The following is an 18,318-nucleotide window of genomic DNA, read 5'->3' as shown; positions in this document are numbered from 1 at the left end:
GCCCGGGTCAGGGCAGTCAAAAGGGGGCGCGAGCTGTGCATGTAAGGGACGCGGGCGGAAAGGGTCGCCGTCAGATGGCCAGCATGCGCGTCACTGTAGCGCATTGCAGCAGGCCGCCGGCCAGGCGTCGGCCCGGCGGCGCTTCATGGCAGGTTTCCTGAATTCAAAAAAACTGAATAACTTGTCCGCGAATGCATCACTTTTGGCGGAAGCGGCAAGCCTATAGTTCTGTTCATGGACGGCGCGCAACGCAACGCAGACAGAAGCAGCGACGGCACAGCACACCGGGACCATTCATACAAACTGAATAAATCTGCAAAATCTTTTACGGAGAAGAAATCATGACCAAGACCACCGCCCTCAAGATCGCATCGACCCTGGTTCTGTCGCTGGCCGCCCTCGGCGCCGCTCAGGCAGAAACGGTATCGGCAGACAAGTATGGCTACACGTTCCGCACGACGGTTTCGGCCGACAAGTATGGTTATGAATTCCGCACGCACGACGTCTTCACCGACGGCGCCCGCGTCGGCAAGCCCGATACGTTCACCGACGGCGCCCGCACGGTAGCCGGTCTGGACAAGGCAGGCGTTTCGGCAGCCCCCGGACGCACCGCCGACCCGTACCTGGACGGCGCCCGCAATGCCGACCCGTACACCGACGGCGCGCGCTTCGTCGCCGGCCTCGATAACGTGGGAGTCTCCGCTGCCCCGGCCCGCACCTTCGATCCGTACCTCGACGGCGCGCGTGCATGATGGCTGTTACCCGAAACGAGCAAGGCGTTACGTAACCCGTAACGCCTTTTTTGTTTGTGGAACGTCGGGCGGAAGCCGTTGCAAGGGGCCGCAAACGCCCGTCTGAAGTGGGGTAACGATTCCAGGAACGCCCGTGCGGCGCGGCCTGGCGGGGCGCCGATTGAAACGCGGGTATGGAAACCGCGCCGGCCCGGCAATATTGGCATGTCGTTTGCAGATCCTGATCGGACAACACGATTTGAAACGCAGCGCCAGACTTGCCGACCGGGAGACCATCATGTTCCAGACCGTTGCCGCCCACCCCAATGCCGTGATCGTGCGCGATGCCGCCATCGTCGCCGCCATCGACGCCGCCATGCTGAGCCGCCGCGACGAATACAGCGGTCAGCCGATGGCATGGAAGATGTTCTGCGAAGCCTCGCACGTGGCCACACTGAACGACGTGCTGCGTTCCGCCTTTATCGAACGCGTGGCCAACGAGCGCGGCGCCGACGTGGCGCTGCGCCTGAAGGCCAAGGCCGAGTCGATCCGGGCGGAGGCAATCGCGCGCCTGATGTAGGCACCGCCACCGCCGCCCGATCCGCCTTACGGCAACACCGGGTTCGCCACCGCGCGGGCGATGATCGCGTCGGCATCGCGTTGCAGCAGGAGGCGTTGCCCCACCAGATCGTTGGCCGCAGCGGTCACCGCGGCCACATAGCCGGCCTGGTTGGTATAGAGCGACTCCAGCGACGGGCGCCCATCGCCGACGGCGATGCGTGCGGCTTCGGTCTTGTGGAACGGAATGAACGATCCGGTCAGGTTGGACAGGTCGACAATGCCCGCCGTGGCCACGTAGTTGAACTCCAGGCTGGTACCGATCGGTGCGCGGGCTTCCACGCTATGGATGCCTGCACGCGGAATGCCGGTGGACGGGTCGGTCTGCGGCACCAGGATCGCATAGTCGCGGTTCAGATAGGCGGGCGGCAGGATCGTGGCGATGCCCGATTCATCCTCGCGCCGGTACTGGGGCCCGAAGTCCAGCAGCGGATAGCCGTTGTAGCGCGCCAGGTACTGGAAGTCTGGAATCGTCGTCGATACGCCAGACACCGGCCAGCTTGTGCCCTTCATCGCCGGCAGCGTCAGGCTGGCGGGACGCACCAGCGTGCCGTCGGCCAGTGCCGGCACCTGGCTTGCTGGCGGCGTCGTGCCCTTGACCACCCAGTCCTCCAGGTCGATGAACAGCGCGCGGAACGTGTCGTTGTGGTGGATCACCGTGCCGGCCGGATAGACATTGCGCGTGGGGGCGAACGCGATGCTGCTGGCGCCGCCCGCGCCGCCGTGCTGGGTGCCCGTGTAGTAATAGATGCGGACGTTGTCGGGCTGCTTCAGGTCACGGAAACCGTTGGCATCGGTCAGCACCGGCGAGCCCTGCAGCTGCCAGAACTCCGTGCCCGACAAGCCGAGGAAGAACTTCGGGCAGGTGTTGCTGGCCGAGCATCGCGCCATCACACCGCCGGTCTTGCCGGAGACGTCGTCCACGTAGTTGGCATCGAGCCCGCGCGGCGCGGTCTGGCCGAACGCCGTGTGGTCGGTGCGCAGGCCGCCGCCGCCGCCCGGCACCGCAAAGCGCGTGTTGATGTTGGTCTGCCGCGCGGCCACATGGGCGTAGATGCCGTCGAACACCTTCGAGCCGTCCAGCGCCTGGTTGAAGCCCAGGTGCAGGAACGTCTTCATGGCATTGCCCGACTGCGACGTGCCTTGTCCGATGGCGTACCGGATGCGTCCGGCCAGCGGATTCGGCGTGCCGGCGCTATCCACGGTCCTGGTGCGGAAGAAGCTGACCGTATCGCGCAGCGCGGCCAGGCCCACGCCCATGACCTTGGGGTCCTTCGCCACGTAGACCAGTTCGTACAGGTATTGCGGATCGAAGCCGCCGCGCAGGCAGACGTTGGCGGGGTCGGCGGTGCCCGGGAACGGGTTGCCCGCATCGCATTTGGCGAATTTCCAGTCGCTGGCCGGGATGGCCACGCGTGGATCGGTCTCGTTGATGCGCCGGGTCAGCGAATAGCCGGGCTGCGTGTTGTCGAGGCTGGCGGGCGCGTAGGGCAGCATCGTGCCGTTGAACACGCCGCCCGGCAGCGACATCATCGGCGTGGCAGCGGTGGGGACCAGTTCCGAGCGATAGGTGCCGGTGATCGACGTGCCGTCGGCATTCTTTGCCACGGGTACCGTCACGGTCAGGCGCGCCGCGGTGGACTTGGGCACGTCGCCCTGCCAGGCCGAATAGAGCAGCACGTAGCCGCGTTCCAGGTACACCGCGTCGCTGGGCGAGGCGGTCGGGTTGGGCATCGTCAGGATGTTGCCGCGGTTCGGCGCGTCGTAACGCAGCACGCCGCTGGCCTTGCTCATGTCCTTCGGCTTGAGCATGACGAAGTCAGCCGAGTATTCGACCATGCCGTTGGCGTTGACCGGTGCCAGCGCCAGGTCCTGGATGACCGCGTTCCTGGGGTCCTTCGGATCGACTTCGCCGCTCACGGTGCCGGTGACCTGCTCGTACTGCCCCACGCTGCCGTAGGTGCCGGCGAAATCCTGCGTGCCGGTGATCTTCAGCGTCACGCCCGGCGTGCGGGCGGCCGGTGTACTGGTGCCGGCAGAGCTGCCGCCGTTGCCGCCATTGCCACTGTCGTCGCTGCCGCCGCAGCCCGCCAGCAGCGTTACCGTTGCCGCAAGGGTGAGCGCCGCCGCGTGCCGCCCATGTGCACGTGCATCCATCGATGTCTCCTCGTCTTTGTTTTCGAATGGCCGTCCCGTCCTGCGCGGGAGGGCGACTCGAATATAGGCCGGCAGCATTGTGCTGATAAATTGATTGTTTGAATGGATTGATCGATCCAGTCGAAAAGCGGTGGCTCGCCCGCCGTGCGGCCATGGGCTACCATGGCGTCTCACATTTCGCGGAGCGCCCGCATGCCACCGTTAGAAACGCTGCTGCCTTTCCTGGGGATCGCCGTGCTGCTGAGCCTGGCGCCCGGCCCCGACAATATCTTCGTCCTGTTGCAATCGGCGATGCACGGCACGCGCGCCGGGCTGACCGTGGTGCTGGGTCTGTGTACGGGGTTGCTGGTGCATACGGCCGTGGTGGCCGTGGGCCTGGCCGCGCTGCTGGCGGCATCGATGGTGGCGTTCACCGCGCTGAAAATCGTTGGCGCGCTCTATCTGGTCTATCTGGCGTGGCAGGCGTTTCGTGCGCCGGTGGGCGACATCGGCAAGGACGCCGCCGCGGCGCGCCCGGTCAGGAACATGTATCTGCGCGGCGTGGTCATGAACCTGACCAATCCCAAGGTGGTGATCTTTTTTCTGGCGTTCCTGCCGCAGTTCGTCAACGCAAAACAGGGGCACGTGGCCCTGCAGATCATGGTGCTGGGCTTTGCCTTCATCGCGGCCACGCTGCTGGTGTTTGGATCCATCGCGTGGTTCTCGGGCCTGTTCGGTCGCGTGCTGATGCGTTCGGCGCGGGTGCAGCGCGCCGTCAACTGGTTTGCGGGAACGGTATTCCTGGCGTTGGCTGGCAAGCTGGCGCTATCCCAACGCTGACGCGTTGCCGGTCAGGCGAACGTGATGGCGCGGCGCCGCTCGGGGTGTTCCAGATGCGGCACGTTGTTGAAGCTCAGCAGGCGCTGCGTGCCGCGCCCGACGATCAGTTCGCAGAAGCCGGTGTTGCGGAACTGCAGGTTCAGCTCGATGGCGGTCTGCGTGGGTGCGCCGAGCAGGTCGGCGATGGCGCGGCCAATGGCGCCCCCGGAGCTGACCACCAGTAGCGCATCCTCGCGCGCCGCGCCTTCCGTGGCCGTCGACAGCGCGGCCTGCATGCGCGCCCCGAACGCGTCCCAGCTTTCGGGCATGCCGGCCAGCTGGTCCTGCGTCCAGGCCGCGAATGCCGCGCGGAAGGTGCGCCAGTAATCCTGGTAGTCACCGTTCTGGTGGGCCCGGTGATCGGCGCCCTTGGTGAAGCTGCGGTAGAGCGATTCGCCGTCGTATTCGTTCAGGCCCGTGTGCGTGTCCACGGCGGTCCCGGCGGCGCCCATGCCGTTCAGGATTTCGGTGGCGGTGTCCTGCTGGCGCACCAGAGAACCAGCCACTACGCGCTTGAACGTGATATCCCGCCCCTTGAAATATTCGCCAAGCCAGCGGGCTTGCTGGCGGCCGACGTCCGACAGGCAATCGTAGTTGGCGGCGCCAAACGAGGCTTGGCCGTGACGGACCAGGAAGAGCGTGGCCATGATATGGGCATCTGCAGAGAGGATATGGCGCGATTCTAGTCGCGTGATGCCGGCGGGCCCAGCATGACCCGCAGGAATTCATGATGGCCATGGTTTCGCTGCATGCCGCACACACGGCGGCATGCAGCAGGCAAAGGCGCGAAGTCAGTCGAGCGTCACGCCGGTATCGGCGGTCAGCTTCAGCACCACCGGCAGGTAGGCCTTGTAGGCGCGTTCGGCCTCGCCCGGCGTGTTACCGATCGGCTCGGCGCCCATTTCGTCGATCTTTGCCTGCATCTCGGGCGTCTTGACCAGCGACGCCACTTCGCGGCCCAGCCGCTCGACGATGGCCTCAGGTGTCTTCGCCGGCGCCAGCAGCGTTGTCGGGCCGACGATCTTGTAGGCCGCATCGCCATAGCCGGCCTCAGCGAACGTCGGCACGTCGGGCAAGGCCCGGGCGCGCGTGGTGCCGGCCACGGCCAGCGGCCGCAGCTTGCCGGTGGCGATGTGCTGGCGCAGCGTGGTGACCGAACCGATCGTCACGTTGACCTGGCCGGCCAGCAGGTCGGTCACCATCGGCCCTTCGCCGCGATACGGCACATGCAGGATGTCAACGCCGTAGGTCTTGTCCATGTAGGCCTGGATGGTGTGTGGCTGCGTGCCCGGCCCCCACGATCCCATGCGCAGCTTGCCCGGCTCTTTCTTCGCGTAGGTAATCAGTTCGTTGACGGTCTTGACCGGCACGCCGCTGTTGACCGCCAGCACCGTGCGGGCCATCGCCACGTCCGAGACCGGGCGCAGATCGGTGCGCGGGTCGTAGGGCAGCTTCTTGTAGAGCGCCAGGTTGGCGGTGATCGGCCCGGGAATGGTCATCAGCAGCGTGTAGCCGTCGGGCGCCGCCTTGGCGACGAAATCGGTGCCGATAATGCCGCCCGCGCCGCTCTTGTTTTCCACCACCACCGGCTGGCCAAGCCGTTTGGACAGCCCGTCGGCCACCTGGCGCGCCAGCGTGTCGGTCAGGCCGCCGGCCGGGTAGGGCACCACCAGGCGGACCGGCTTGGTCGGATAGTCGCCCTGCGCAAGCGCGGCCAGCGGCAGCAACGACATCGCCGCGCAGGCGATGCGAGCCGCCCACCGCCGGCGCGGCAGCGTGGTTTGCTTCATGGTGTGTCTCCTCTTTTTGTGCCCGGTCTGCTTCCCAGACATGCCGCTATGGTTGCGGCTGATGCGGGCGGTTGGACGGATGAAGCGAGGGAAAGCGGTGCGGGGGTGGCCAGGCCCGTCAGGCTTCGATGCCCAGGTAGCGGCCCACCATGCGCGCCATTTCGCCGGGCAGGCGCTCGTCATCGAGTTGCAGCGGCCCGGGATTGTTCAGCACCGCATTGACGAGCATCCCGAACACCATCTGCATGGCAAACCGCACGCGCAGCTCGGCTTCGTCGGCCGGCCCGGACAGACGCGGCACCAGCAGGATCACGAGCCGCTCGATCAGCGCCTGCCCGTTCTTCTGGTGCGGCAGCCACTGCTCGGGATGCGTGGTGGCGTGCTTGAGCGATGCGCGAATCACGCCACGGTTATTGCGGCAGCCATTGACCATGAAGCGCATGGTCTTGTCGAGGATCTGGGCCGCCGGGGCTTCCTGCCAGCGATGCTCGGCCATGTAGCGCGCCACCGACGCATCGGATTCCTCCATCACCGACGCACGCAGCGCATCGAAGAACGCCATCTTGTCGCGGAACCGGCCGTAGAACGCACCCACCGACACCTGACAGGCGGCTGCGATCTGCGCGACCGACACGGCCGCGAAGTCGCGTTCGGCCAGCAACTGGCGCCCGGCCGTCAGCAGGGCCTGCTCGGTCTCCCGCGCCCGGCGCTGGCGCGGCGGTTGCAGGATCGACGACGTATCGACCCGGGGAAAGGCCGATACGGAAGTGGCGGTTTCGTTACTTGGGGAGGTGGCTTGCATGACGATTTTCCGTATGCGAATTCGGATTCGGTTTTGCACCTTACGATTCGGCCGCGTGCACCGTCAAGTCGGGGTTTACGCTCCTGATTTCCAATATATGGAAATGCGTTCCGCTTTTTGACACGATGCCGAATCGACGCCCACACTGGAATCCAGGAGACGACATGCCCATGAACACCCCGGTCGAACAATTCATTGCCGAACGCCGCCGCGAAGACCCTTCGTTCGGCGGGCTGCTGGCCAAGGGGTTTGCGCTGCTGCGCTGCTTCATCGACGATCCGCGCCCGCTGGGCAATGGCGAACTGTCGCAGCGGCTGCAACTGCCCCGCGCCACGGTGTCGCGCATCTGCCGCACGCTGTTCGAACTGGGATATCTCGACTGGGACCCCAAGCTCGACAAGTATTTCGTCGGGGCGCAGGTGCTGGCGCTGGGCTATCCCTACCTGGCCGGCCTGCAGGTGCGCCACCTGGCGCGCCCGCTGATGCAGGCACTGGCCAACCAGGTGGAGGGCGCGGTGTCGATGGGCGTGGCGCACCGGCTGGACGTGACGTACCTGGAGTCGTGCACGCACATGGAGGGCACGTCGGCGCGGCCGGCCGTGGGCGCCGTACGTTCGGTGCTGACCACGGCAATGGGGCGGGCCTTCCTCTGCACGCTGTCGAAGGGCGAGTTCGAGAAGCTGATGATGCTGGCGCGCACCGAGCGTCCGGAGGAATTCGGCGTCTGCTACGAGACCGTCTGCCACAACGTGGCGCACTACCCCAAGCGCGGCTTCACGCTCAATGAAGGCGATGCCGGCGAGGACATCCATGGCGTGGGCGTGTATTCGCGCATCACGTACCTGAACCGGCCGCTGCTGTTCAACTGCGCGCTGCCGGGTCTGCGCGTCAGGCGCGGCATGATGGAAAAGCGCGTGGCGCCGCTGCTGCGCGAGATGGTGCGCGCCATCGAGAACATGGCCGGCGTGGGACGCTAGCCGCCGGACGCGGGCCCGGATCGCCCGCACGACAGAACGCCGTGGCACGTACCGCGGTGTCATCAACGGAGACACCATGCTGGACCTGCAGCCCTTGTTGTGCCCGCGATCGATCGCGGTGATCGGCGCATCGACGCAGCCCGAAAAGGTGGGTGGCGTGCCGATTCGCCTGCTTGGCGAACTCGGCTACGGCGGCCGCGTGTTTCCGGTCAACCCGGGCGCCGATACCGTGCAGGGGCTGCGCGCCTATGCGACCGTGGCCGACATCGGCGAGCCCGTCGATCTGGCCATCGTGGCCGTGCCGGCACCCGCCGCGCCCGACGTGATGGCGCAACTGGGCCAGGCCGGCACGCGGGCGGCCGTGGTGTTCACGTCCGGCTTTGCCGAAGTCAGCGGCGGCGATGCCCTGCAGCACGCACTGGCCACGCAGGCCCATGCGCACGGCGTGCAGTTGCTGGGCCCTAATTGCCTGGGGGCGATGAACTTGCGCGAGCGCATGTTCGCCACGTTCTCGCCGATTCCGCTCAGTGGCGTGCCGCCGGTCGGCCACGTGGGGCTGGTGAGCCAGAGCGGCGCATTTGGCGCGTACGCATTTGCGCTGGCGCGCGAGGCGGGGCTGGGCCTGAGCCATTGGGTGACCACGGGCAACGAAGCCGGGCTGCAGGTGGCCGACGTGATCGAATGGCTGGCCAACGATCCGCAGACGCAGGTGATCCTGGCCTATGTCGAGGGCGCGCGCGATGGCATGCGCTTGCGCCGCGCGCTTGCCGCCGCCCGCGCTGCGGGCAAGCCCGTGGTGATCGCCAAGGTGGGCACCACGGCGGCGGGCGCCAGCGCAGCACAATCGCATACCGCCAGCCTGGCTGGCGAGGACGCCGTGTACCAGGCGGTGTTCGACGAATACGGCGTGCATCGCGCGCACACGCTCGAAGCATTCTTCCGGCTTGGCTATACGCTGGCGCGTGGCCGGCGGCCGGCGCAATGGCAATCGCCAACGGGCCTGGCCGCCGATGCGGTGGCGCCCGTGGCCATCGTCACGGTATCGGGCGGGGTCGGCATCATGATGGCCGACAGCGCCGAGACGCTGGGCCTGCCGTTGCCACCAATGCCGGATACCGCCGCGCAGGCGCTGCGCGCGGCCATCCCGTTTGCCAGTACCGCCAATCCCATCGACGTCACCGGCCAGGTGGTGGCGCAGCCGCAGGTGTTCGTCGATGCGCTGGCCAACGTGGCGCGCTGCGGCCAGTACGGGGCGGTGGCGGCATTTCTGGCCGGCGGTGTCAATGCGCCGCGCCTCTGGCCCGTGCTCCAGGACACCGTGTCCGCACTCGAAGCCGACCGCCACGCCGCACCGTTGCTGATCTCGGGCGTGATGGACGACGACAAGCGCGCCTGGCTCGAGGCGCGTGGCTGCCTGGTGTTCCGCGAACCCGCGCATACCATGGAGGCCGTGGCCGCGCTGGCGAAGGCGGCCGCCATGGAAGCGGCCGCAGACGCGCCTGTTGGCGCGGACAACAGCGCGCCTCTTCATCCCCCAGCCCTGCCGCCCGACGCCACCGCGCTGTCGGAAGCCGAGGCCATGGCATGGCTGGCCGCTGCCGGCGTGCCGGTGGTGCCGCACGGCGTGGCCCAGCATGCCGAAGCGGCGGTGGACCTTGCCGAATCGATCGGCTATCCAGTGGCCGTCAAGATCTGCTCGCGCCATATCCTGCACAAGAGCGATATCGGCGGCGTGGCGCTGAACCTGCGCGATGCCGGCGCCGTGCGCGCCGCGTTCGCCCAGGTGCGCCGGGCCGCAGCGCAGGCACGCGATGCCGACGGCAATGCGGTGCCGTTCGAAGGCGCCATCGTCGCGGGGATGGCGCGCGGCTGGGGCGAGATCATGGTGGGCGTGCGGCGCGATCCGGTGTTCGGCCTGGTGGCGCTGGCCGGCATCGGCGGCACGGCCGTGGAGATCTTCCGGCAGATGGCGTTCGGGCTCGCGCCGCTGTCGCGCCAGCGCGCTCGGGCCATGCTGACGCAGAGCCGCGCCGCCGCGCTGTGCAGCGGGCACCGTGGCCATCCCGCCATCGATCTCGATGCGGTGGCCGACGTGCTGGTCAACGTATCGCGCGCGGCAGCCGCGATTGGAGACCGGCTCGACACGCTCGAAATCAATCCGTTCATCGTCGGCCCCGATGGGCTGGTGGCGGCGGATGCCGTGATCACGCTGCGCTGACGCAGCATCCCATCCTGGACAATACGGAGACAGACCATGCGATCAGCAATTCGCAGGATGCGGCACGCCCTGGCCTTGTGCCTGGCGGCCGGTGTGACGGGCGGGATGATGTTGCCCGCGGCAGTGGCTGCCGACGCGTACCCCAGCAAGCCGATCCGGCTGGTGGTGCCGTTCCCGCCCGGTGGCGGCACCGATGTGGTGGGGCGCATGGTGGCCGCGCGCCTGTCGGCGGCGCTCAAGGGCACGGTGGTCGTCGAGAACGTGGCGGGCGCCACCGGCACCATCGGCGCGGCACAGGTGGCGCGTGCCGCGCCCGACGGCTATACGCTCCTGCTGGGCATCTCGGCCACGCACGCGATTGCCCCGGCGATCTTTCCGAAGCTGACTTACGACCCGCTGCGCGACTTCGTGCCCATCGGCCGCATTGCCTACGGCGGCAATGTGCTGGTGGCCAACCCGGCCTTTCCGGCCAAGGACGTGCGCGCGCTGATTGCCATGGCGAAGCAGCCGGGCGCGGACCTCGCCTATGGCTCCTGGGGCCAGGGATCGGGCGGCCATCTGGCCGGCGAGAGCCTGAACGTGTCCGCCGGCATCCACCTGCGGCACGTGCCGTACAAGGGCGTGGCGCCGATGCTGAACGACGTGATGGGCGGCACGGTGCCCATCGCCATGTCCGATCTGGCGGGCACCTTGCCGCTGATCCGCAGCGGCAAGGTACGTGCGCTGGCGGTGTCGGGCTCGGAGCGGTCGGCCGCGCTGCCCGATGTGCCGACGTTCGCCGAGTCCGGCATCGCGTTCCGTGTCGACAGCTGGTACGCGCTGTTCGCGCCGGCCAGGACGCCGCCGGCCATCGTCGACCGGCTGGAAAGCGCGATGCACGTAGCCATGCAGGACAGCGCGCTGCAGGCGCAGATCGCGGCCATGGGCATGCGCTACCAGCCCGTGTCGCGCACGCAGTTCACCAACCAGATGCGCGACGACGCGCGGGCATGGGCCGCGCTGGTCAAGTCGAGCGGCGCCGCGCTGGAATGAACCCGACATCCCCATCCACCCTGACCATCGCCATGAATCATCCTGCCTTTCCCCACCCAGCAGCTACCTCGGCCGACACCCCTTCCACCCTGGCTTCGCCGGTTCACGCCAGTCCGCAAGAGGCCCTGGTGGCCGCCGCCGCGCTGCCGCTGGTGATCTACGGCTACCCGTTGATCGAAACCCTGCGCACCTGCCGGCTGCAGACATCGGTGGACGCCCCCACGCGCTACGGCCGCGCACCGATGAACATGCTGTCGGCCAGCGCGCGCCAGTGGACGCACGAAGACCGCGACATCGTCACCCCCGCCAACGACCTGCTCTATTTTTGCGGATGGCTCAACCTGGCCGAGGGCCCGGCCACGATCCGCGTGCCCGCGCTGCCCGATGCCGACCGCTACTACGTGGTCGAACTGCTCGATGCCCATACCAACAACTTCGCCAACCTGGGTCCGCGCAACGTGCCGCGCGAAGGCGCCAATGTGGAGATCGTCGGACCCGGCCAGCGGGGCAGCGGCGTGCACGTGGTCGAGGCGCCCACCACGCTGGTCTGGATTATTGGCCGCGTGCTGGTGACCGGTCCTGACGACCTGGCGCGTGCCAACGCCTTCGAGCAGGGCTTCCAGGTAGTGCAAAGCGCCGGGCCGGCCCGGCCGGCCAGCGTGGCGCAGTGGCAGGACTCCGGCGATGCCGGCGTGGATTTCTTCCAGAACCTGTTCCGAGCGATGCGCGACTTCCCGCCCAACGCGCAGGAGCAAGGCCTGTTCACGCTGCTCCGCAAGGTGGGCCTGCGGCTGGAGGACGATGTGGAGATCGCCGCGCTGCGGCCGTCCGTCGTCAACGGCCTGCGCAGCGCATACGCCCAGGGCATGGCGCTGATCGAAGCCCATACCCGCAGCCAGGGGCACAAGGCGTGGGGCTACAGCATGCGGCTGGGGATCTATGGCGACGACTGGGTGCTGCGCGCCTGCACGGCGATGAAGGGGCTGGGCGCGCTGCGCGCGGACGAAGCCGTCTACGCGATGGCCGACTTCGACGCGGACGGCGAGCCGCTGCACGGCCGGCATCGATACGAACTGCGTTTTGCGCCCGGCATGCTGCCGCCGGCCGAAGCGTTCTGGTCGGTGTCGCTCTACGGGGAGGATCGCTATTTCTCGGCCAACGAGATCGGCCGCTATGCGGTGGGCGACCGCACACCGGGACTGCGCATGGAGCCGGACGGCACGCTGGTGATTCCCATCGGCCATGCCCGGCCGGCCGACGACGCCAACTGGCTGCCCGCACCCGATGGCCCGTTCTACCTGATCCTGCGGCTCTACCACCCGTCCGCCAGCTTTATCGCCGGCCAGTACACGATCCCCGCCGTGCGCCGGATCGGCTGAGCCCGGCTCGGAACACGCATCGCCATATCTCATATCTATAAGAGAAAGGAGACACCAGCCCATGCCGCAATCCATCACCACCGCCACGACCACCGCCACCACCACCGCCAGCCCCGGCCTGCCGCTTGCCCGCGAAGCCGTGATCTACACGCTGCCGCTCTACGAGATGGCCCGCATGCGCGCGGCCACCTGCCCGCGCCGCGACCGCGCCGGGCGGTTTGCCGGCGACGGCCCCGAATCGTCGCTGCGCTGGGTCAACCACCTGATCCACACGCGCGAACTGCTGGGCCCCCAGCATCGCCAGGTGGTCACGCCGAACAACGACACGCTGTACACCAATGCCTGGCTCGACCTGTCGCGCGAGCCCGTGGTGCTCGAAGTGCCCGACTTCGCCGGCCGCTACTACGTGCTGGGGCTGCTCGATTTCTATACCAATCCGTTTGGCTATCTGGGCAGCCGCACCACCGGCACCGGCGCGGGCCGCTTCCTGCTGCACGGGCCCGACTGGCATGGCGAAGTACCTGCCGGCATGCGGGCCGTGCCGTGTCCGACCAACGCGGTGTGGATGATCGGCCGGCTGCTGGTGGACGGCGATGCCGACCTTGCCGCCGGCCATGCGCTGCAGGACGCCATTGCGCTGAAGCGGCTCGACGGGGAACCGGCCGCGTTCGCGTTCGATGTGGGCATGCACCCGCGCGAGCATCTGGGCGATCCGCGGCGCTTCGCCGCCGTGGTCAACCAGATGCTGGCCGACAACCCGCCGCCGCCGGCAGAAGCCGACATGGTGGCCCGCTTCGCCGAAGCCGGCATCGGCCAGGGGCTCACGCCCACGCCGGCGCAGGTCGAGACGCTGGGCGCGGCACTGCAGGGCGTGCTGGCCGACCTGGCCGAGCCGCAAGCGTCGGACATGGGCGGGGGCTGGGCGATGTCGGTGGACGTGCGCGAGTCGTATGGCACGGACTACCTGCAACGCGCGCTGGTGGCGCGCAACTATATTGGTGCGCTGGGCGTGCAGGAGGCCATGTACGTGATGGCCGACCGCTGTGCCGACGGCGCGCCGCTCGACGGCGGTCACGCCTACCGGCTGCACTTCGCGGCCGACAACCTGCCGCGCGTGGGCGCGTTCTGGTCGCTGACCATGTACGACAAGGGCGACTGCATGCTGGTGCCGAACGACCTTGCGCGCTATTCGCTGGGCGATCGGTCTCCGTCCCTGAAGCGCGGCGCCGATGGCAGCCTGACGGTGTACCTGTCGACGCAGCCGCCGCAGGACCGCGCGCTGCTCGGCAACTGGCTGCCGGCGCCGGCCGGGGCATTCTATGTGGCGCTGCGCCTGTACGTGCCCCAACCGGACCACCTTGACCGCACCTATCGCTATCCCGCCATCGAGCGGATCAGGGAGGCATCATGACCCCATCGCAACTGACCCGCCGCCGCCTGCTGGGCGCGATGGCCCTGGCCGGCGTCGTGCCGCATGCCTTCGGCAATACCTGGCCCGGCAAGCCGGTGCGGCTGGTGTCGCCCTACGGGGCCGGCGGTTCGAACGATACGTCGGCGCGCGTGCTGGCCGAGGCGCTGAGCCGCAAATACGGCCAGCAGGTGGTGGTCGAGAACAAGCCGGGCGCCGGTACGCGCGTGGCCAGCGAAACCGTGGCGCACGCTCCCGCCGACGGCTACACGCTGCTGTGGGCCGCTGCGCCGTTCGCCATCAATACAGCAGCCGGTCTGTCGCAGCGGTTCGATATCCACAAGGATTTCATCGCCGTGGGGCCGCGCGTGCTGGGGCCAGTGTTCCTGATCGTCAACGCCAGTTCCCCGGTCAAGACCGTGGCGGACTTCGTGAAGATGGCGAAGCAGAAGCCGGAAGGCGTCACGTTCGCGTCGCCTGGCATCGGCTCGGGCCCGCACCTGACGGCCGAGCTGTTTGCCGCGCAGTCGGGGTTCAAGGCGCTCAACGTCCATTACCGCGGCGACGCCACGGCCTATACCGAACTGCTGGCCGGACGTGTCGATGCCACGCTGACGGCGATCACGACCGCGCTGCCCTTTATCCAGGCCGGCAAGCTGCGCGTGATCGCGGCGGCCGCCGATGCGCGCACGCCGGTCTATCCCGATGCGCCCACCTTTGCCGAGCAGGGCGTGCCCGGCGTGGTCGGCTACGGCTGGTTCGGCATCGTGGCGCCGGCCGGCACGCCGCCCGCCATCGTGCAACAGATCAACCGCGATGCCAGCCAGGCGCTGGCCGATCCGCCGATCAGTCAGAAGCTGCTGGCGCTGGGCCTGCAGCCGTCGCCGGGCAGCAGCGCGGACTTTGCCGCGTTCATCGACGGGGAGGTAAGGAAATGGGGCGCGCTGATCAAGGCGCGCGGCATCGTACTGGAGTGAGGGGAGGGTTGAGGAGGATGGCGGAGGGTTACCGGTCGGGCCCGGTGACCAAAGCCCTTTCCAAATTTGTCACAAAAACGTCACAATACCGGTCCGGTCCCCGCCATGTAGAGCGGGGCCGCATCCGGAGAGAGAAATGACGTTGTTCGCTTGCCGCCGCGCCCGGCATGTCCTGGCTGCCCTGGTCCTTTCCCCGCTGGCACTGGCCGCCGGCGCCGCGCAGGCCGCGTGGCCGGACAAGCCGATCCGCATGGTGGTGGGATTTCCGCCTGGCGGGCCGGTCGATACGCATGCACGCATCCTGTCCGAGAAGCTGCAGCCGATCCTGGGCCAGCCCGTCGTGCTCGACTACAAGGCTGGCGCCGCCGGCAATATCGGGTCGGACAACGTGGCCAAGGCCGCGCCCGACGGCTATACGCTGCTGATCGCCAATACCGGCCAGATGGCGATCAACGGATCGCTCTATCCCAAGCTGCCGTACAGCATGCCGAAGGACTTTGCGCCCGTGGCACGTACCGCGCTGATTCCGCTGGTGATGGTCGTCAACAACAACGTGCCCGCCAGGAACCTGAAGGAATTCATCGCCTATGCCAAGGCCAACCCGGGCAAGCTCAATTTTGCGTCGGGCGGCAATGGCGGCATTTCGCACCTGATGCCCGAGATGTTCAAGCAGGCGTCGGGCACGTTCATTGTCCATATCCCGTACAAGGGCAGCGCGCCGGCACTGACCGACGTGATGGGCGGCCAGGCCCAGATGATGGCCGACTCGATTCCGCTGTTCACCCAGCACATCAAGGCCGGCAAGGTGCGCGCGCTGGCGGTGACGTCGGGCAAGCGTTCGCCGGCGCTGCCCGATGTGCCGACCATGGAGGAGTCGGGCCTGAAGGGTTTCGAGGTGGTGGGCTTCTACGGTGTGCTGGCGCCGGCCGGCACGCCGAAGGAAATCGTCGACAAGCTGTCGGGCGCGCTGCGCACCGTGCTGGCGGACCCGGACACGAAGGCCAAGCTCGAAGCGCAGGGCGCCGAGCCGGCGTGGCAGTCGCCGGAGGCGTTTGCGGCAACCATCGTCAACGAGCAGAAACGCTGGGGACAGGCCGTCAAGGTATCGGGCGCCAAGATCGATTGATCGACGCCGGGTATCAGCCGGTGGCCTTGCGGGCGGTGCCGGCCTTGCCGATTCCTGTTTAGCCAAACAGGGATGACTGGGCGTCCGTCATGGCTGCCGTGCGCCTGGGCGTGGCGCGTGGCTTTGTCGCCAGCCCGGTATCGAGACCGGTAACGCTCGGCGTGGCGATCGGCGCCGTGACCGGCGCGACCGGTGCTGTCAGCACGAACGGGCGCGCCGAGGCCAGCGGCACGGCCGTCGCCCTGAGGCTGGCCACGTGCGGCGCCAGGATCAGGTAGGTATCCATATCGAAGCGCGCCGGCAGGGAGGTCAGCCCTTCAGCGTCGGCCAGCGTCGGCGCGGTGCCCAGGTAGCACCAGTCCTCGATCACGTGCCAGGGCTGGTCGGGTTGCTGGCCTTCGCGCCAGGCAATCGCCCCGTCGAATGGCCACTGGGCCACCGTCAATGCTTCGAGTGCCGCCAACGTGCGCAGGCGATGCGCGGCGCGCGATTCATGGCCGGTGCAGGCTCCCGCGCAACGGTGGACTTGCCGCGCAAAACAGGGGTGGCCGCGTCGGGCCGTCGCTTCGAGCATCAGCGTGACCAGGCAAAGCTGATGTTCCTCGGCCAGCGCCACCAGGCGTGCGCGTGCCGCGGCGCGGCTCGGAAACACACCATATAGCCGGGTATGCCGGCTGAAGTCGATCTGACGGTCCGAGCGCAGGCGCGGCGCGGGCAGGCCATCGACCATTTCCCAGGCGAACAGCTCGTCGTTATGGCGCAGCTGATGGTTATGCAACGGCCGCAGCGTCTTGACGAGGTGGGCCTCCAGCAGGAGCGCGCCAATCTCTCCCCCGGTCTCACGCCAATCCACGCGCCGCACGGCGCGTGCGATGCGCATTTCCTTCGGGTTGGTATGGTCGCCGGAAAAATGGGCGCGGATGCGCTGCCGCAGGTGGATGCTCTTGCCGACATATAGCAACGCGTCGTCGTCACCGTAAAACAGGTAGGCGCCGGGACGGTCCGGCACGTCGTCCAGCGCGGTCTCGCTCAGGCCGGCGGGCAGGCTGGCATGCTTGACCAGCGTCTTGACGGCCGACTCCACCAGATCGACCGAATACAGGCCGTGGATCTTCTGCCAGAACTGCCAGAGCAGCTCGGCGTCGGCCAGCGCGCGGTGGCGGCCCTTCGGTATCAGGTTGAAGCGGGCGATCAGCGCGTCGAGCCCATGGCGCTCCACCGAGGGGAACAGCGAGCGGGACAACCGCAGCGTACAAAGGACATCGGCACGAAACGTCACACCGGCCCGGCGAAATTCGTTCTTCAGGAAGCCGTAGTCGAAGCGGGCATTGTGAGCGACAAACAGCCGGCCCTGTAGCCGTTCGGCCAATAGTTCGGCTATCGACGCGAAGGTGGGTTGGCCGCGCACCATGTCGTCGGTGATCCCGGTCATCCCCTGGATAAACGGCGGGATGCTGGCCTGTGGGTCGACGAGGGTGTCCCACTCGTGAATGCCGTCGGGGCCCACTTCCACGACGCCGATCTCGGTGATCCGGTCGCGCTGGGCGTCTGGCCCCGTGGTCTCCAGATCGACAAAGGCAATCGGGCGGGCCAGGGCGGTGGCCAGCCCAAGGGCATCGAGCGCCCCCGCGTCCCGGCTGGCCAGGCGTTCGGGGAGATAGGTGGGCGGTTCCGGCAGCGTCGTCATCCGGCGATTCTACGGGATCGGAAAATTCTTTTGCGAAACCCCTTGCGCAGGCCGCCAATCCCATCTAATATTCGCCCCCTCGCAACACAAAGCGCGCTGCAAACGCAGCGGCGGCAACGGTTGCGGGGTTGGCAGGAGGTTGGCGTTGCGATGTTCGCGGCACCGGCCGGCAGAAAAAAGTTCTGCAAAAACTGTTGACGAAACGTTGAATGCTCTGCATAATCTCGTTTCTCCGCTGCGACGAAAGACGCAGCGACAGCGAACGGCAAAGCCGGTCGCTCGGGTTCTTTAACAAACAAACAACCGATAAGTGTGGGCGCTTGATGGCGAACGCCACGGAGCTTCGGCTTCGTGATGCTTCAAAAGTTATCAGTGCTCGCACAGTAAAACATGTTGGTTTGCGTCGCGAGACGTGAACCAGTCAGTTTTCTGAGAGTGAGCGACCGCTCGAAAGAGCGAGGTGCTTCGGCACCACACAGAGATTGAACTGAAGAGTTTGATCCTGGCTCAGATTGAACGCTGGCGGCATGCCTTACACATGCAAGTCGAACGGCAGCG

At 67.4% G+C, this 18,318-nt stretch carries 15 protein-coding genes and 1 rRNA gene; 11 read left to right on the top strand and 5 right to left on the bottom strand.

Going from position 1 to position 18,318, the window contains the following annotated elements:
• The first annotated feature begins 341 nt into the window (after nucleotides 1-341).
• Both AC3FJ6_RS22110 and AC3FJ6_RS22105 read left to right on the top strand, forming a co-directional pair.
• Nucleotides 342-752, top strand: coding sequence for a hypothetical protein (locus AC3FJ6_RS22110; protein WP_400393055.1), 411 nt, complete (start codon nucleotides 342-344; stop codon nucleotides 750-752).
• Between the two features lie 277 nt (nucleotides 753-1,029).
• Nucleotides 1,030-1,311, top strand: coding sequence for a DUF7696 family protein (locus AC3FJ6_RS22105; protein ID WP_092597303.1), 282 nt, complete (start codon nucleotides 1,030-1,032; stop codon nucleotides 1,309-1,311).
• A gap of 26 nt (nucleotides 1,312-1,337) precedes the next feature.
• Here AC3FJ6_RS22105 and AC3FJ6_RS22100 read toward each other — a convergent pair whose 3' ends face one another.
• Nucleotides 1,338-3,506: an alpha/beta hydrolase domain-containing protein gene (locus tag AC3FJ6_RS22100; RefSeq protein ID WP_488773760.1), complete on the bottom strand. Its 2,169-nt coding sequence runs from the start codon at nucleotides 3,504-3,506 to the stop codon at nucleotides 1,338-1,340.
• Between the two features lie 192 nt (nucleotides 3,507-3,698).
• Between AC3FJ6_RS22100 and AC3FJ6_RS22095 the strand changes: the two genes are divergently transcribed.
• The gene (locus AC3FJ6_RS22095) at nucleotides 3,699-4,325 is read left to right on the top strand and encodes a LysE family translocator (protein ID WP_488773759.1); all 627 of its coding nucleotides are present in this window, start codon (nucleotides 3,699-3,701) and stop codon (nucleotides 4,323-4,325) included.
• An 11-nt stretch (nucleotides 4,326-4,336) separates the two neighbouring features.
• Here the strand turns inward: AC3FJ6_RS22095 and AC3FJ6_RS22090 are convergent, their stop codons facing one another.
• The 3 genes from AC3FJ6_RS22090 to AC3FJ6_RS22080 form a co-directional block, all read right to left on the bottom strand.
• The gene (locus AC3FJ6_RS22090; RefSeq protein ID WP_488773758.1) at nucleotides 4,337-5,011 is read right to left on the bottom strand and encodes a histidine phosphatase family protein; all 675 of its coding nucleotides are present in this window, start codon (nucleotides 5,009-5,011) and stop codon (nucleotides 4,337-4,339) included.
• Between the two features lie 144 nt (nucleotides 5,012-5,155).
• The gene (locus AC3FJ6_RS22085; RefSeq protein ID WP_488773757.1) at nucleotides 5,156-6,154 is read right to left on the bottom strand and encodes a Bug family tripartite tricarboxylate transporter substrate binding protein; all 999 of its coding nucleotides are present in this window, start codon (nucleotides 6,152-6,154) and stop codon (nucleotides 5,156-5,158) included.
• Between the two features lie 118 nt (nucleotides 6,155-6,272).
• Nucleotides 6,273-6,956, bottom strand: a complete 684-nt coding sequence (locus AC3FJ6_RS22080) for a TetR/AcrR family transcriptional regulator (RefSeq protein WP_488773756.1) — start codon at nucleotides 6,954-6,956, stop codon at nucleotides 6,273-6,275.
• A gap of 170 nt (nucleotides 6,957-7,126) precedes the next feature.
• Here AC3FJ6_RS22080 and AC3FJ6_RS22075 point away from each other — a divergent pair, with 170 nt between their 5' ends.
• The 7 genes from AC3FJ6_RS22075 to AC3FJ6_RS22045 all read left to right on the top strand — a co-directional run bounded on the left by AC3FJ6_RS22075 (nucleotide 7,127) and on the right by AC3FJ6_RS22045 (nucleotide 16,073).
• On the top strand, nucleotides 7,127-7,933 hold the full coding sequence (locus tag AC3FJ6_RS22075) for an IclR family transcriptional regulator (RefSeq protein WP_400393069.1): 807 nt from the start codon (nucleotides 7,127-7,129) through the stop codon (nucleotides 7,931-7,933).
• Between the two features lie 76 nt (nucleotides 7,934-8,009).
• A complete protein-coding gene (locus AC3FJ6_RS22070) occupies nucleotides 8,010-10,151 on the top strand; it encodes an acetate--CoA ligase family protein (RefSeq protein WP_488773755.1) in 2,142 nt (713 codons plus the stop codon).
• Between the two features lie 36 nt (nucleotides 10,152-10,187).
• Nucleotides 10,188-11,183, top strand: a complete 996-nt coding sequence (locus AC3FJ6_RS22065) for a Bug family tripartite tricarboxylate transporter substrate binding protein (RefSeq protein ID WP_488773754.1) — start codon at nucleotides 10,188-10,190, stop codon at nucleotides 11,181-11,183.
• 32 nt (nucleotides 11,184-11,215) lie between these two features.
• Entirely contained in the window at nucleotides 11,216-12,562 is a 1,347-nt protein-coding gene (locus tag AC3FJ6_RS22060; protein WP_488773753.1) for a DUF1254 domain-containing protein, read from the top strand.
• A gap of 61 nt (nucleotides 12,563-12,623) precedes the next feature.
• The gene (locus AC3FJ6_RS22055; protein ID WP_488773752.1) at nucleotides 12,624-13,973 is read left to right on the top strand and encodes a DUF1254 domain-containing protein; all 1,350 of its coding nucleotides are present in this window, start codon (nucleotides 12,624-12,626) and stop codon (nucleotides 13,971-13,973) included.
• Nucleotides 13,970-14,947 carry a Bug family tripartite tricarboxylate transporter substrate binding protein gene (locus AC3FJ6_RS22050; protein WP_488773751.1) on the top strand — a complete coding sequence of 326 codons (978 nt, stop codon included), beginning with the start codon at nucleotides 13,970-13,972 and terminating at the stop codon, nucleotides 14,945-14,947. The genes AC3FJ6_RS22055 and AC3FJ6_RS22050 overlap by 4 nt, the downstream gene beginning before the upstream one ends.
• A gap of 136 nt (nucleotides 14,948-15,083) precedes the next feature.
• Nucleotides 15,084-16,073: a Bug family tripartite tricarboxylate transporter substrate binding protein gene (locus tag AC3FJ6_RS22045; RefSeq protein WP_488773750.1), complete on the top strand. Its 990-nt coding sequence runs from the start codon at nucleotides 15,084-15,086 to the stop codon at nucleotides 16,071-16,073.
• 58 nt (nucleotides 16,074-16,131) lie between these two features.
• On the opposite strand, the gene AC3FJ6_RS22040 is transcribed toward AC3FJ6_RS22045, so the two are convergent.
• A complete protein-coding gene (locus tag AC3FJ6_RS22040) occupies nucleotides 16,132-17,760 on the bottom strand; it encodes a 3'-5' exonuclease family protein (protein ID WP_488773749.1) in 1,629 nt (542 codons plus the stop codon).
• 484 nt (nucleotides 17,761-18,244) lie between these two features.
• Here AC3FJ6_RS22040 and AC3FJ6_RS22035 point away from each other — a divergent pair.
• Nucleotides 18,245-18,318 (top strand): 16S ribosomal RNA (locus AC3FJ6_RS22035); the annotation flags it as partial.

It is taken from the genome of Cupriavidus sp. 94F1, from assembly GCF_057798875.1.
Note: the sequence above shows the minus strand (reverse complement) of the source record. Positions and strands in the feature narration are given on the sequence as shown.

Coding starts and splice junctions, on each gene's coding strand:
- AC3FJ6_RS22075 (WP_400393069.1), top strand. CDS start 7,127: ATGAACACCCCGGTCGAACAATTCATTGCCGAACGCCGCCGCGAAGAC.
- AC3FJ6_RS22065 (WP_488773754.1), top strand. CDS start 10,188: ATGCGATCAGCAATTCGCAGGATGCGGCACGCCCTGGCCTTGTGCCTG.
- AC3FJ6_RS22045 (WP_488773750.1), top strand. CDS start 15,084: ATGACGTTGTTCGCTTGCCGCCGCGCCCGGCATGTCCTGGCTGCCCTG.
- AC3FJ6_RS22095 (WP_488773759.1), top strand. CDS start 3,699: ATGCCACCGTTAGAAACGCTGCTGCCTTTCCTGGGGATCGCCGTGCTG.
- AC3FJ6_RS22050 (WP_488773751.1), top strand. CDS start 13,970: ATGACCCCATCGCAACTGACCCGCCGCCGCCTGCTGGGCGCGATGGCC.
- AC3FJ6_RS22090 (WP_488773758.1), bottom strand. CDS start 5,011: ATGGCCACGCTCTTCCTGGTCCGTCACGGCCAAGCCTCGTTTGGCGCC.
- AC3FJ6_RS22060 (WP_488773753.1), top strand. CDS start 11,216: ATGAATCATCCTGCCTTTCCCCACCCAGCAGCTACCTCGGCCGACACC.
- AC3FJ6_RS22100 (WP_488773760.1), bottom strand. CDS start 3,506: ATGGATGCACGTGCACATGGGCGGCACGCGGCGGCGCTCACCCTTGCG.
- AC3FJ6_RS22110 (WP_400393055.1), top strand. CDS start 342: ATGACCAAGACCACCGCCCTCAAGATCGCATCGACCCTGGTTCTGTCG.
- AC3FJ6_RS22085 (WP_488773757.1), bottom strand. CDS start 6,154: ATGAAGCAAACCACGCTGCCGCGCCGGCGGTGGGCGGCTCGCATCGCC.
- AC3FJ6_RS22070 (WP_488773755.1), top strand. CDS start 8,010: ATGCTGGACCTGCAGCCCTTGTTGTGCCCGCGATCGATCGCGGTGATC.
- AC3FJ6_RS22055 (WP_488773752.1), top strand. CDS start 12,624: ATGCCGCAATCCATCACCACCGCCACGACCACCGCCACCACCACCGCC.
- AC3FJ6_RS22080 (WP_488773756.1), bottom strand. CDS start 6,956: ATGCAAGCCACCTCCCCAAGTAACGAAACCGCCACTTCCGTATCGGCC.
- AC3FJ6_RS22040 (WP_488773749.1), bottom strand. CDS start 17,760: ATGACGACGCTGCCGGAACCGCCCACCTATCTCCCCGAACGCCTGGCC.
- AC3FJ6_RS22105 (WP_092597303.1), top strand. CDS start 1,030: ATGTTCCAGACCGTTGCCGCCCACCCCAATGCCGTGATCGTGCGCGAT.